The 13,837-nt window shown below is 34.6% G+C and carries 16 protein-coding genes, 1 tRNA gene and 2 pseudogenes; 4 read left to right on the top strand and 15 right to left on the bottom strand.

The window, feature by feature from the left end:
* Positions 1-72: 72 nt before the first annotated feature.
* The 4 genes from HMPREF2818_RS04140 to HMPREF2818_RS04125 are packed head-to-tail and all read right to left on the bottom strand — an operon-like array spanning position 73 to position 2,799.
* The gene (locus tag HMPREF2818_RS04140) at positions 73-660 is read right to left on the bottom strand and encodes an AAA family ATPase (RefSeq protein WP_000582354.1); all 588 of its coding nucleotides are present in this window, start codon (positions 658-660) and stop codon (positions 73-75) included.
* Positions 657-1,397: a 16S rRNA (uracil(1498)-N(3))-methyltransferase gene (locus tag HMPREF2818_RS04135; protein ID WP_001188234.1), complete on the bottom strand. Its 741-nt coding sequence runs from the start codon at positions 1,395-1,397 to the stop codon at positions 657-659. Before HMPREF2818_RS04135 ends, HMPREF2818_RS04140 begins: the two co-directional genes overlap by 4 nt.
* On the bottom strand, positions 1,397-2,350 hold the full coding sequence (gene prmA / locus HMPREF2818_RS04130; protein WP_001099294.1) for a 50S ribosomal protein L11 methyltransferase: 954 nt from the start codon (positions 2,348-2,350) through the stop codon (positions 1,397-1,399). The genes HMPREF2818_RS04135 and prmA overlap by 1 nt, the downstream gene beginning before the upstream one ends.
* Positions 2,347-2,799 carry a MepB family protein gene (locus HMPREF2818_RS04125; RefSeq protein WP_223295891.1) on the bottom strand — a complete coding sequence of 151 codons (453 nt, stop codon included), beginning with the start codon at positions 2,797-2,799 and terminating at the stop codon, positions 2,347-2,349. Before HMPREF2818_RS04125 ends, prmA begins: the two co-directional genes overlap by 4 nt.
* A gap of 129 nt (positions 2,800-2,928) precedes the next feature.
* Here HMPREF2818_RS04125 and HMPREF2818_RS04120 point away from each other — a divergent pair, with 129 nt between their 5' ends.
* Positions 2,929-3,645: a MerR family transcriptional regulator gene (locus HMPREF2818_RS04120; RefSeq protein ID WP_000859572.1), complete on the top strand. Its 717-nt coding sequence runs from the start codon at positions 2,929-2,931 to the stop codon at positions 3,643-3,645.
* A 38-nt stretch (positions 3,646-3,683) separates the two neighbouring features.
* Here HMPREF2818_RS04120 and HMPREF2818_RS04115 read toward each other — a convergent pair whose 3' ends face one another.
* The 3 genes from HMPREF2818_RS04115 to HMPREF2818_RS04105 all read right to left on the bottom strand — a co-directional run bounded on the left by HMPREF2818_RS04115 (position 3,684) and on the right by HMPREF2818_RS04105 (position 5,190).
* Positions 3,684-4,154 (bottom strand): GNAT family N-acetyltransferase, encoded by a 471-nt coding sequence (locus HMPREF2818_RS04115; RefSeq protein ID WP_000631752.1) that lies wholly within the window; start codon positions 4,152-4,154, stop codon positions 3,684-3,686.
* A complete protein-coding gene (locus HMPREF2818_RS04110; protein WP_000350744.1) occupies positions 4,126-4,584 on the bottom strand; it encodes an NUDIX hydrolase in 459 nt (152 codons plus the stop codon). The genes HMPREF2818_RS04115 and HMPREF2818_RS04110 overlap by 29 nt, the downstream gene beginning before the upstream one ends.
* A 135-nt stretch (positions 4,585-4,719) precedes the next feature.
* Positions 4,720-5,190 (bottom strand): DUF3013 family protein, encoded by a 471-nt coding sequence (locus HMPREF2818_RS04105; RefSeq protein WP_001051348.1) that lies wholly within the window; start codon positions 5,188-5,190, stop codon positions 4,720-4,722.
* A 326-nt stretch (positions 5,191-5,516) separates the two neighbouring features.
* Between HMPREF2818_RS04105 and HMPREF2818_RS04100 the strand changes: the two genes are divergently transcribed.
* From HMPREF2818_RS04100 to HMPREF2818_RS04090, 3 genes are all read left to right on the top strand, one after another.
* Entirely contained in the window at positions 5,517-6,008 is a 492-nt protein-coding gene (locus tag HMPREF2818_RS04100) for a GNAT family N-acetyltransferase (RefSeq protein ID WP_000586891.1), read from the top strand.
* Complete coding sequence (locus HMPREF2818_RS04095; protein ID WP_000774761.1) at positions 6,001-7,269, top strand: replication-associated recombination protein A; 1,269 nt, start codon at positions 6,001-6,003, stop codon at positions 7,267-7,269. Before HMPREF2818_RS04100 ends, HMPREF2818_RS04095 begins: the two co-directional genes overlap by 8 nt.
* Before the next feature lie 281 nt (positions 7,270-7,550).
* Positions 7,551-7,623 (top strand) — tRNA-Lys (locus tag HMPREF2818_RS04090).
* Positions 7,624-7,723: 100 nt separating this feature from the next.
* On the opposite strand, the gene HMPREF2818_RS04085 is transcribed toward HMPREF2818_RS04090, so the two are convergent.
* The 8 genes and pseudogenes from HMPREF2818_RS04085 to HMPREF2818_RS10310 all read right to left on the bottom strand — a co-directional run.
* Positions 7,724-8,845: a site-specific integrase gene (locus HMPREF2818_RS04085; protein WP_000257254.1), complete on the bottom strand. Its 1,122-nt coding sequence runs from the start codon at positions 8,843-8,845 to the stop codon at positions 7,724-7,726.
* 49 nt (positions 8,846-8,894) lie between these two features.
* Entirely contained in the window at positions 8,895-9,221 is a 327-nt protein-coding gene (locus HMPREF2818_RS04080; protein WP_001188031.1) for a DUF771 domain-containing protein, read from the bottom strand.
* A 192-nt stretch (positions 9,222-9,413) separates the two neighbouring features.
* Positions 9,414-10,046: a hypothetical protein gene (locus HMPREF2818_RS04075; RefSeq protein WP_000578744.1), complete on the bottom strand. Its 633-nt coding sequence runs from the start codon at positions 10,044-10,046 to the stop codon at positions 9,414-9,416.
* 75 nt (positions 10,047-10,121) lie between these two features.
* A pseudogene (locus tag HMPREF2818_RS04070) lies at positions 10,122-10,665 on the bottom strand (hypothetical protein).
* Between the two features lie 222 nt (positions 10,666-10,887).
* Positions 10,888-11,016, bottom strand: a pseudogene (locus HMPREF2818_RS10460) (cell wall anchor protein); the annotation flags it as partial.
* A gap of 134 nt (positions 11,017-11,150) precedes the next feature.
* Entirely contained in the window at positions 11,151-12,467 is a 1,317-nt protein-coding gene (locus tag HMPREF2818_RS04060) for a type II restriction enzyme (protein ID WP_000813279.1), read from the bottom strand.
* A gap of 1 nt (position 12,468) precedes the next feature.
* On the bottom strand, positions 12,469-13,338 hold the full coding sequence (locus tag HMPREF2818_RS04055) for a DNA adenine methylase (RefSeq protein ID WP_001168338.1): 870 nt from the start codon (positions 13,336-13,338) through the stop codon (positions 12,469-12,471).
* 95 nt (positions 13,339-13,433) lie between these two features.
* On the bottom strand, positions 13,434-13,837 hold a 404-nt coding region (locus HMPREF2818_RS10310; protein ID WP_257378949.1), incomplete at its 5' end, for an LPXTG cell wall anchor domain-containing protein.

Below are 13,837 nucleotides of genomic sequence, written 5' to 3'. Positions count from 1 at the left end.
ATTATGGTAATTCAGCCAGTAAGTCGGATTGAAACAGTTGTTACATCACATAATTGGAGTATAACTATCCCATTATAGAGTTAACTTACGAATGATGTCAATGATTTTTTCAGCCACTTCCTCAGCATTTAAATGATTTGTATTAATATGAATAACATTGGAAAATGTGTCTAAATAATGTTTTTTAGCAGGCAGCAGGTGATGAGTATACCATTTGAAAAAATGACGCTGTCTATTAAAATCATTTTTTTGACGTTGGTATAGGACCGTCTCATCTGCATCTAGAAAAATAATATAATCAGCAAAACATTCCTTTAGCCTATTTACCTCTAGTAACAAATTAGAAGGTAAAGTCCAACTATAACCCGCCACCTTTGGAAAGTATTGTGTATAAAAAGCAATTTCCTCAGCTCCATAATCCATTAACACTATTTCATTATCTCTAACAAGTTCGTATCTATCTCGCTCATGCTGAATAAATAGTTGTTGAATTTCACAATAATCGTCTAATTTATTGTTATCAAGCTGATGTTTATTAATCTTATCAACTACTGGAGAAATATCCTCAAAACTAATAGCGATTTTGGGGTAAACATTCTCAATGATTTTCAAAGCTGTGGTTTTCCCTACAGCCATACCACCTTGAATAGCAATAATCATAATAACTCCGCTGAGTAACTAATAACACTTAGAGCATAGAGCGGCGCTGTTTCTGTGCGCATGATGCGTGGCCCCAAGCCCACCTTGATAGCTCCAACCTCTTCAAAAGCTGCGATTTCTTTTGGAGAAATGCCCCCTTCTGGTCCAAAGATGAAGAGGAGCTTGTCACCTGCTTTTACAGTCTGCAAGTTCTGGGCTAGCGCTGACAATTCACCCTCCTTGGCAGACTCTTCATAGGCGATAAAAATCTTATCAAAGCCTGCAAGCTCCGCTTGAAAATCAGCCTTCTTCTCAAATAAACGAACCTGAGGAAGACGATTACGCTTGCTCTGCTCCGCTGCGCCCAGAGCAATTTTTGCCAGCTTATCTTCTTTTTTAGCTAGTTTCTTGCCGTCCCACTTGACGACTGACCAGTCAGCTGGGAATCCCCAGATAGCCGCAGCACCCAATTCTGTTGCCTTTTGCGTCACAAAATCCAACTTGTCTCCCTTGGGAAAACCTGAGGCAATGGTCACTTGAACTGGCATTTCAATATTGTTGTCTAGCTCTTCTAGAATTTGGAAGCGATGAGCAGAGCTGTCCACCACCTTTGCCAGACGCTTGATGGCATCATCAAAAACCAAGACCACTTGGTCATCTTCTGTCAATCGCATGACATTGAACATGTGCTTGATGGTATCCTTGTCCTCGATGGTCACATAGGCACCTGCTTCGCCATTTACAAAATACTGTTGCATTAGCCGCCAATCACTCCTGAAATATCATCTGTCTTTTTGAAAACGCAGGCATTCCACTCACCTTGAACCATGTGAGTCTCAAGGAAGAAACCAGCTTTTTCAGCACTCTCACGCACCATGTCCCACTTCTCAGAAATGATACCAGACATGATGAGATAGCCCTCATCCTTGACCAAACGGTAGGCGTCGTCTGTCAGATGGATCAAAATATCCGCCAAAATATTGGCAACAATAACATCTACCTCTTGCTGGACACCTTTGAGCAGATCACCAGCAGCCACATGAATATTTTCAGTGCCAGGGTTCATATCGATATTTTCCTGAGCCACGCGCACTGCAACATCATCCAAATCATAGGCATAGATGTCCTTGGCACCCAAGAGAGAGCTAGCAATAGACAAAACGCCAGAACCAGTCCCCACATCGATAACCGTCTCACCACCACGAAGCACTTGCTCCAAGGCAAAAAGACTCATCTTAGTCGTTGGGTGAGTCCCAGTCCCAAAAGCCATACCAGGATCCATCTTGATAATCTTCTCACCAGCCTTAGCCTCGTAGTCCGTCCATGACGGCACGATGGTCAAATCATGGGTAATGCGAGCTGGCTCATAGTACTTCTTCCAGTTATCAGCCCAGTCCTCTTCGACCAATTCCTGACTGTCAAGGTTGACGCTACCCGTCGCAAGACCAAAGCCTTCAAAATTAGCTAAACGATCAGCCAAATCAGCCTTAACCGCCTCAATATCAAGCGTATCAGGATAATAAGCAGTAATAGCAATCATATCAGACTGCTCCACCTCAGGATAAAGCTCACCGAAACGATCCTCCTGTCCAAGGTAGTCAGCCGAATCGCTAATGGCAACCCCCTGACTGCCAGTTTCAATCAATAAATTCGAGACAGCTTCCTCTGCCTCACGATTCACGTGAACCGTTAGTTCATTCCATGTGTTCATGTAGTAACTCCTTCATTATTTCTACTTAAATCAATAAAATAGTTCAACTGCCATCGCTGTGTCACCAAAGCTGTTCTATTTAAATCGCTACACCAAGGAGGGTAAAATCGCATAGCCATCTTTCCTTGAGAGTTAGCAGATGAAAGAATACCCTTACTCACTGCAACCTCTTTGGGAATGATGAACAAACCTTTCCACCTACCATCTTTAATGACAATAATCAAATCTTCCACTTCATCTTGTTCATAAAAAGGAATATTTTTACCATTTCCATCTTTCTGCCAAAATACTGTAAAATACCCCATCTTGCTAGCTGTCTTATGAGCTAAACGACACCTTTTATAGTTTCCATCGCCTTCAATTCTTATGAGGATACCTTCATATTTTTCATTCCACTTTTCTTCTTTAACTTCAAAGGAAGAATACCATTCCCTAAGTAGCTCAACTATTTCTATAACTATCCCTCCTTTATCTTCAAATCAATATGATTAACCATACTTTTCAAAATAATTTATTTTTTGCTTGACCCTGACCTTAGGTTATCCTTTATACTATGTAAGTGAGAGGAGGTTATTACCATGAAAACAGTTAAAGAAGTCAGTATCTTAAGCGGTGTAAGTGTGCGCACCTTGCATCACTATGATAAAATCGGTTTATTCCCACCTACCGCCCTATCCGAAGCAGGCTATCGACTTTATGACGATGAAGCATTGATTCGCCTGCAAGAAATTTTGCTATTTCGTGAGTTGGAATTCCCTCTCAAAGATATCAAATACCTGCTTGAGCAAGCAAAAGAGGAAAGGCAAGACTTATTAGCCCAACAAATCAAATTGCTTGAATGGAAAAGATCGCACCTTGAGCAGGTTATCACCCATGCGAAACGATTACAAGAAAAAGGAGATGATTATATGAATTTCGATGTTTATAATAAAACAGAATTAGAACAATTACAAGCTGAAGCAAAAGAAAAGTGGGGACAAACAGCAGCCTACAAAGAATTTGCTCAAAAACATGCTTCAGATGACTTTGCACAAATTAGCCAAGAAATGGCAAAAATAATGGTACAATTTGGGCAATTAAAGACACAAAATGTATCTGATGAATCTGTTCAAATGTGTGTGAAACGGCTACAAGACTATATCTCTCAGCATTTTTACACCTGTACCAATGAAATCCTTGCTGGACTAGGACAAATGTATCAATCAGATGACCGGTTTAGTCAATCAATTGACAAAGCTGGTGGAGCAGGAACAAGTGAATTTGTCAGCCAAGCTATTGCTTACTATTGCCAATAAACTATCAGAAAACTAGACAATCATCTAGTTTTCTTTTTTTATTCTATCTTCTTTGTCATATAGACCATATCCATTCCTTCTTGCTCAGGTTCGGTATGGGTTGAATGATAACCACATTTTTCATAAAAACTGACCATTAGTTTTTCTTGCGCAATCGTACATAAATCCCACTTTGTAAGCTTAGGATAGGTTTTCTCTAATAAAGCCATCACTGCTGAGCCGTAGCCCTGCCCTTGATATTGGGGAAGAATAGCCGCCGTACCAAGCCAAGCACGCTTCTCCTCGTCTTTGATAACCAATCTAAGAAAACCAACAATTGTCTCATCAACAAGGACAAAATGATAGAAACAATCTGGTCGCTCCACTAGTTTCCATCGAATCTGCTCAACTTCTTCCACATAGGGATCGTATTGATCGTGGTATTTCTCATAGACTGCCTTAAAGCTAGCTCTCTGAATGGCAATAATCTTCTCTAAATCACTAGCTTCCGCCTTTTGTAAAGTAATCATCTTCCACCTCCAAATAATCTCTCAACCTCTCCTGCAACTGAGGAATGACCTTTTTATGGCTTAAAAATTCGTCAATGGACATGAGTTTGTAGTCTTGTCCTTCATCGCCTAGAACAATGCTATCGTACTCTTTCTGACTGATATGTCCAACCATAAAAACTGATAATTTATCAGGCTTCAACATACCCCTATAAGTCTTGACCCAATCAATATGGTTTCGAGTTAAGGTCAGACTTAATTCTTCATCAACTTCACGAAAAAGACATTCCAAAGGTGTTTCATTGTCCTCACGACCACCGCCTGGTAAGTCCCAAAAGCCTGCATAGGGCAAATCTGGAAAATCATCTCTTAGGCTGGTCAAAATCTTTCCCTCGCAGAAAAGAGCGATCTTTGCACCTGAGAAATCAAATAACTCATCAAAAATATCCATGCAATAACCTCAATTCTATTCCTAAAGCTCCATATTTTCTGATTTGTTCAGGGGCATAATAACGTTCCATATCCTCTGGTCTGGCTGTTTCTATATCATCCAATGTATATCCACATTTTAGCAAATCCATCAAGTCTAATATCTCGGATAAGGGTAAAACTCTGTCTCTTTCAGTTCTGCTCTGCCATTTTCAAAAGCATCCGTATCCCAAGAAAGACCGAACTCTTCGATACTGTCATCGGTGAGGAAGTCCATGAGGTCGCTCAACCCTTCAGTGGCAACCTCGTTGAGAGTCTCCGCAAAATAAGCCAGAAACTCACGCGACAAGCCCTTCTTAGGCTCATAGGGGATAGTCACCAGATAGTCCTCAGCATCAAAGCGAGACTTGACAGGGTTGTAAAAGAGTACATAGTCCTCAAAAACGATGTCCTCGCTACTCGTCTCCCCCTGGTCGTCCACGGTTTCAATAGCAGAGCTGTTTTGTGCTTCTAATATAAAAGTGACTTCTACAGTATGATTTTTCTTATCCCAATCCATGGCAAAGTCATACTGTAAATGCTTATCCAATTCTTCTTCTAGTACCGATAAAAATCCAAATTTAGCCATCTTATGTCCTTATTTTCTATTTATTCTTTCTTATTATAACATGAAATAGAAGAAAAACGTTACAGACTCAGGTTAATCAAAAGGTAGTTCCTACTTATTTTTATGTTACAATAGTCTCAAAGACTAGCCGTTTTTGACTGACTTCATACTATGTTAAAAGCGTCAGCCAAGAGAAAAACTCTATATAGAAAATAGAAAGGATTTGAATACGGGACTAATTTTCTAGAAGAAAAGATGAACTTCCTAATGTCTGACGACACTTCGTCGTTCCCTATTTCTTTACGAAAATTTTCGGTAAACCGAACCGTCCCTTTGTATCATCAATTATGATTATCAGACCTATGCAGGACTGCGACCGTGAGGCAGTTCTGACCTTACAAAATACTGGCTGGACTGCTCTTACCTCTCCTGTCTATGACCGCAAGTGGACTGAGAGTGATTTGGAGAAGAATCTGGCAAATGGCATGTCCTTCTTTGTCGCTGAGGTCGATGATAAGATCGCTGGCGTCTTGGACTTTGGTCCCTACTATCCTTTCCCAGCTGGCAAGCATGTTGCCACTTTCGGCATTCTCATCGCTGAACCCTACCAAGGTCAGGGACTGGGTAAAGCTCTCTTGAAAGCTCTGCTAACTGAGGCTAAAGCTCAAGGTTACATCAAGATTGCCATGCATGTCATGGGCAATAACAGCAGAGCCATTTCCCTCTATCAAAAATACGGGTTTACCGAAGAGGCTCGAATCACTAAAGCCTTTTTCATTGAAAATCATTATGTTGATGCTTTAATTTTCGCAAAAGATTTGGAGAATAATCATGGCTGACAATCTTGCTCTACGTATGCGTCCTCGCAATATTAATGAAGTTATCGGGCAGCAACATCTCGTTGGTAATGGCAAAATTATTGATCGAATGGTTGCAGCTAATATGTTATCTTCCATGATCCTATATGGCCCACCAGGTATTGGGAAGACTTCTATTGCTTCTGCTATTGCTGGTACTACTAAATATGCCTTTCGTACTTTTAATGCCACTGTTGATAGTAAAAAACGTCTTCAAGAAATTGCAGAAGAAGCTAAATTTTCTGGTGGCTTAGTTTTATTACTTGACGAGATTCATAGACTTGACAAGACAAAACAAGATTTTCTTTTACCTCTACTTGAGAATGGCAATATTATTATGATTGGAGCAACAACTGAAAATCCTTTCTTTTCAGTAACTCCTGCCATTAGAAGTAGGGTACAAATTTTTGAGTTAGAACCTCTTTCTAACGAGGATATTAAAAAAGCCATTCAGCTAGCAATTTCCGATAAAGAACGGGGATTTCCTTTTTTAGTGACAATTGATGATGAGGCGCTAGATTTTATTGTTACCGCCACAAATGGAGACCTACGATCTGCTTATAATTCCTTGGATCTAGCAGTCATGTCTACTTCTCCTAATGAAGATGGTAGCCGTCATATTAGTCTAGAGACAATGGAAAATAGTCTGCAGCGTAGTTATATTACAATGGATAAAAACGGAGATGGGCATTATGATATCCTATCAGCCTTACAAAAATCAATTAGAGGTTCTGATGTCAATGCCAGCCTGCACTATGCCGCTCGTTTAGTAGAAGCCGGAGATTTACCTAGTTTAGCAAGACGTTTGACCATTATTGCTTATGAAGATATCGGCTTAGCTAACCCCGAAGCACAAATACATACTGTGACTGCATTGGAAGCTGCCCAACGCATTGGTTTTCCAGAAGCTCGTATTCTTATTGCTAACATTGTTGTGGATTTAGCTCTATCACCTAAATCAAATTCAGCCTATTTGGCTATGGATGCAGCTTTAGCTGATTTACGTCGTTCAGGAAATTTACCTATTCCACGTCACCTAAGAGATGGACATTACAGCGGTAGTAAAACCTTGGGCAATGCAAGGGATTACAAGTACCCTCACGCCTATCCTGAAAAATGGGTTAAACAACAATACTTACCAGATAAACTAGTAGGACATAATTACTTTGAAGCCAATGAAACTGGTAAATACGAACGCGCACTTGGTTCAAATAAAGAGCGCATTGATAAGCTCTCAGACTGATTGCTAGTTTTAAAAATCGCAATCGATTTCAAAAATCGATAATTTTGCTTGAAAATTTTATAAAAAGTGGTATCATAAAGACATAGAAACATTGCTGTGGCATACGAATCCACATCTAAGTGTTGACCGACTATTTCTTTGTATTTCGGGAAACGAAGTCATCTCTAGTGCGCAAGCCGTTAACACGCGGAAGCCACTTAAAGAGGTGCGAGTTACCCACCTGCTTATTTTGTGCGGGATCAATACAAAAAGTGGATCATCGGTGCCAATACAGCTTCCTAGCCTCCTTAGCTCAGTTGGTAGAGCAGTAGACTCTTAATCTATGGGTCACAGGTTCGAGCCCTGTAGGGGGCACTAATAATATAGTTGAAAACCTTGATTTTAAAGGTTTTTTTCTTTGTTTCAGCAGATTTGTTCTAAATTTGTTCTAGAAGATATTCTTTAAAAATTAGCTTTAAGATACTAAACTTCTGACCGTTTCATATTCCTTATTTATTACTTCTGTCAAGACGTGACCATAAGTTTCAAGTAACTGTGTAATATCCTTATGACCCATTAATCTTGCAACTACCCAAATATCAACACCCTTAGCCAATAAATAACTTCCATAGGTATGTCTCGCACCTATTGCAGTCATTTTTGAATCAATATTTAATAAATGTAATACATTTCTCAAACTTTTATTAATGGCACTATTTGACGACACACCGTACCTATAGTCATAAAATATTTGATTATTAATATTTACAATTTTTAAGTTTTTCAACATAACTTGCTGATCATCCTTCAAACGTCTTAAGGTTAATGCCAAAGATTGACTAATAGGAATAGTACGAATTGAGGTTTTTGTTTTAGGTGGACTAAAAGTTCCCTTATCCCCACTAAATCTTCTATACGTCTTGATTTCTAGATCTTCAAAATTAACATCATCCCAAGTTAAAGCTAAAGCTTCCCCCACTCGTAAACCTGTTTTAAATAGCACCAGTAATAAATAATAAACAATACTATTTGAATAATCCAAATTGTTTTCTAAATAAGATATCACTTTCTTGTAATCAGAAATACTATGTAGATATTTATCATCTGCATCCTTAACAAATTTCCTACCAGCTATGACAACTCCATCAGTAAAATCAGATAATAAGACACCATCTCTTTTAGCAAATTGGATAGCTTTTTTTATATCTGAATTTAACCTTCTAACATGGTTTTTAGTGTATTTTTCAGCGTACATATTTAATTTCCTCTGATACGCACTATGCTTTATTTTATTTACTTTCTGATTTCCAAAAAGTTTACGAATAACAGAACCTCTTGTAAAATATTTGTTCTTTGTAGTCTCTGCTAGATTGCTAGGCTTTATAATTAAACTGTACCATTCAAACCACAAATCATACAATGTTATATCAGAAGATATAGAATTTACTAATAACTTTTGTTGCTCTATCCTCATAGCTTCATTCATAGCTTCACGCTTTGTCTTAAAACCTGAACCAGAAGCAACTAACTCACTTTTTTCATTGAATATTCTATAATCCCATAATTTCTTTTTACCTCTTTGTCTATATGTTGCCATTTTACTCCTTTCTTAGACATCAAGGAATTTATCCTCAATATTATACCATTTAACTATTTAATAAAATAGAACCAAAATTATCTTCAAAATATTTTCTAGCTTTTGTTGCTAATATTTTATATCGACTACCTTTACCTTTCGGATAAACAATAAAACCATTTGGATTAATTGATAAATCTACTTCTTTTTTTATATCTGGATTTAACAAAATATCATTAATCAATTTTGACCTTCCAATTCCCAATAACTCTTGTAAGTTATCAATATCCCACCACTTGCCTTGTTCATTATCACTTAACAAATTTAAATATTCTTCTTTTGAAATAATAACAACATCATCTGGTACAGGAACACTCACATTAAAAACCTGTTGCATACTCATCCTCCTTATAACTTGCTTAATCCGAACGTTATTTGTTCCAGGTAATTAGGTTTTCCACTTTAAAACCGAACTATTTTTCAATTGCAGTTTTAATTTAAAATCCATATCCCCCGAACATTACGCTTTAATAAAAAAACAAACAAAAAAAGCCATGAAATTAATCACAACTTTATTTCTATCAACTTCTTATCCTTCAAGATCATTTAATATTCTTCTTAAAGTACTTTTTATTTCTTCTGCTTCGCTATAACCGCCATCCTCAAACCTAGATAATTCCCTTTCAAAACTTGAAATTGATTTACGTAATTTTGATATTTCATCATTTTTAGGTTGATTTGATAAATCGACTATTTTTTCCTCTAAAGAATTAACTTTTAAGCCTAACATTTGATTTTCTCTGCTTACTTCACCAAACTTCAAAATTAATTCATTAGCAAAAGCCATTTTTTCAATAAGTTTATCTCCATTTTTCACATGATTATAAACTTCTTCCCTTGACTTTTTCTCAATAAGCATTTCATCACGGATATATTTAGTATCTTCTTTAACATATGAGTTTTTTTGAACTAATTCTTGTTTATTCTTTTCAATATTGTTTGATAAATTGCTTTGTATCAGAACATATTTATCATATTGATTTGTCGAAATTTTGGAAAATTCGTCTACCAATTTCTCTTGACCTTCTTCTAAAAGCTCAAGTTCTCGTTGAATAGCTTTATTATCCCTAGAGTTTGAAATCAAAACTCCCACATTTGTAAAAATAATTCCTACAACACCACCTAAAGTAGCCCAATCCATTACTGAATAATCCCCTATCATTTTTTCTCCTATTCTATCACATTTTATTCCATTCTGTATTATTTAATTAAAAAAGCCATGAAACTAATCATGACATCAATGTTTCTCCATATCTAATAAAATATCATTTATCAAAAATAACAAATACTTTCTAACTTCTCTTTTTTTAGAATCATGCAAAAAGAATTCTTTAAAACCTACATAATAAATATATAAAACAAATATCCATACAATTAATAAAATACTAGATTTAAAAGTTTTGGCATTTAACCAAGAAGTTACAACTCTCTCTATTGAATTATAACCTAATATTACTGGAATTAAACCTACTACAATCACACCAAAATAATTAAATATCTTTTGTAAAAATGCTTTGAATTCTAAACCAATCCCTGTTGTCTCTCTATTTTCAATTATCATTCTTAAATGCTTCAAATCAAGTTCTGATAGTCCCATTAATTCTTTACGAACACTTTCGATTTCTTGAAATGTAGTTCTTGAATTTTTAATAGACAATTTTTTTATTATAAATCTAAATTTAGAATACTTTTTTTCCTTTTTTTAAATCTCGTAATACAAAATCTAACCAAACATTTAACTCATAACTATCATTTAGAGTAATATACTTATAGTTCAACACAATAACATCCCTTTATTTGTTATTATATCAATCGTGCAAAACTTTTTCTAGTAGTATAATTAATATTAGTAATAATATTGTCAGTATTAATCTGCTAGATATTGTTTCAATTAATTTCAATAAAATAATACTATAAATTAATGCTATGAAATAATATACTAGTCTTTTCAATTTCGCTCCTTTAAACAAAACTAAAGCCATGAAATTAATCATGGCATTATCTTATTTTTCACTTTTCTTTTTGAAAAAGGTTAAATACTTTTTTATATTATCTTTAAAACCAATCCAAACTGCTCCAGCAAATCCAAAAATGGCAATAAACACAATAAATATTATTGTCAATGTAATCTTCATAACTGGTATCATAATAAAATGAATTAACAAATAACTGTGACTTTAACATCTCTAAATATTCTAAACATAATTCTCCTGCATTTATACAAAATAAAAAACCATGATATTATCATGATTTCACTTATTAACTTTTATAATTTGGTCAAATTAAATATCCAGCTTATCCAAGCTCTTATTGATCTAGCCCTTCGTTCCGCTGTAGACCTACTATTAACCATTTCATATTCTAACTCCAAATCAGTAATATAGTCTAGTTCTGGCAATTCTCCGTTCACAAGTACCTGCTCAAATAAAGTTCTAAAAATTTTATGTTTAAAAATCTGTCTTACTAACAATAATTGCCTTTTTTTGTAATGAGATAAATATATCTTATTTCCTATTTCAGTCAGTGTATAAACTATTCGCTTTTCATTGTTTTTCTTTTTACAAAATATTTCTAAGTATCTACCTGCATTAAAATAATATCCCACCTGTCTTTCTGAAAAGTGCATCAACTCTTGAATATCTTCTTTTGACATCTCATTCTGATACATATTTTCAAGTAAAGAAATTACTCTTTCAAAACTATCTGCTTGTACAGATGGAACATCATCTCTTGATTTTCCATATTTATCTAAATAAACACACTCAGTAGAATAAAAAACTTCTTTAAGGTCATCAATTGTTATTGTTGTATCTTCTAAACTATAGTATTTTTCTTTAATAAATCTTATTGAAGAATAATTATTTAAATCTTCAAATTCATATTCCAATAATCTAAAAATCATGTTTGAATAAATAGAAAATACTAACCTAATTGGTTTATTAACTAAGGATGTCCATTTTCTATAAGGATAATATAACTGTCGAACATGAAAATCTGTATGTATTACATTTTTTGCTTCAACAATTATAACAAAATTTTCAGACTCAAAACCGCCATCAATTTCTATCTGTGCATTTTCAACTGAAATAAATTGTCTAGATTCATCAAAAGTATCAACATAAAAATCAAATATACCAGAACCCATTCTACTATTGAATGTTGGATAAAGCTTTTCACTTTCTGGCAATTCTAAAAAATCTTCCAATATCCCAGAAAGCTGTAATACATTTATCGCATTAGCTTCCGAAGTAATTTTCTCGATATCAATTGTTTCCAATTCTGGTAAATCTATTTGTGGTAACTTAGTATTGAAATTTTTCAGGTCTGGAAAATTTTCATATAATTTAAATCGTCCTAGTATATATTTAGACCTACTAATAGGCAAAATGTTTAACTTATTATTTTTAAAAACATCAGGTAAATATTTAGAACTATCAAATTTAGCCATCAGTCGAGGTTCTCTAAATTCTTTTATTTCATTCGAAGAAATTTTAAAGTATCCTTCATTCTCAATAGCTGTTAAAATATTATACTTCTCTATAAGATTTTGCCATGCAGTATCAGTTAATTTTTGCTGTTTCATATTATTGTTTTACATTAGTTATTAACACTTCATTAATCTCACCACGCTTTTCAGAAACACTATTTACATTTCTTGTAGCTTTCACAACTTCAATTTCAAATAAAGATTTATCTGAGTATAAATCAAGTATCTCTGAACTATAGGAATTTGATAATAAAAAATTTATACCTCGTTTTGCTAATTTTTTACACTCATCACGTAATTCTATCTGTTTATCAATATCAAAACCATTCTCTGTATATCCTGTAAATGAAGATGACGACGAAATTGGTAAATAAGGTGGATCAAAATAAACAAAAGCTCCTTTTCTTAAATTTTTAAGAGCTTCTTTATAATCACCATTCATTAATTTAATACTGTTTTTATTCAAGTACTTAGACATTGCTCGAATTGTAACCTCATTTACAATATTAGGGTTCTTATATTTACCATAAGGCGTATTAAACTGACCAGATCGATTTACTCTAAACAAACCATTATAGCAAGTTTTATTTAAATAAAGAATTCTTGATGCTTTTTCAACATTTGTTAAATCATCAAATCCTTCTGTACGATCTAATCCTCTTATTTTATAATAGTAATCTTCATTATTTAGCTGTTTATGATTTTCCAAGGAAAATATTAATTCCTCTGGATTATCCTTAATTACTTGATAAACATTAATCAGCTCCGAATTAAAATCATTCACTATGGCTTTTTTAGGTTGTAACTCAAATAATACTGCTCCTCCCCCTAAAAATGGCTCGACATATGTTGAAATTTTTGACGGAATATATTTCTTTATTTCAGGTAACAGTTGTCTTTTGCCACCTACCCACTTAACAACTGGTGAAACTAATATATTCTTTTTGTAAGATTCTTCTTTTTGCATAGCACTCCTCATTGTAAAATTATAACATTTTTAAAAATTAATTCTACGAATTTAACATATAAAATAAAAGCCATGAAATTAATCATGGCATTATCTTATTTTTCACTTTTCTTTTTGAAAAAGGTTAAATACTTTTTTATATTATCTTTAAAACCAATCCAAACTGCTCCAGCAATTAACAAGAGACCTACTATTGTAAAGATAGTCTTACCCTCACCAGTGTTTGGCAATACTTCTATTTTTCCATCTGATTTTTTAATTGCTACAGTACCGTCTTTTTGTACCTCACCACCAACCTCTTTGGCATCCTTTAGTATTGTTCCAGATGCACTTTGAACAATCACTTTTCCATTTTCAGTGCCAATTACTGTATCTCCTGTAACTGTTGAAATTGGAACATCAACAATAGGTTTTGTAATAGGCTTAGGCGCATCTGGTTCTTTACTAGGTGCTGGTTTTTCTGCTTCTGTACTTGGTGCTGACGTACTTGAATCTGTCG

It is taken from the genome of Streptococcus sp. HMSC076H09 (assembly GCF_001811765.1).
Taxonomy (GTDB): domain Bacteria; phylum Bacillota; class Bacilli; order Lactobacillales; family Streptococcaceae; genus Streptococcus; species Streptococcus agalactiae.
The sequence above is the reverse complement of the archived record's forward strand: the minus strand, read 5'-3'. Positions and strand labels throughout refer to the sequence as shown.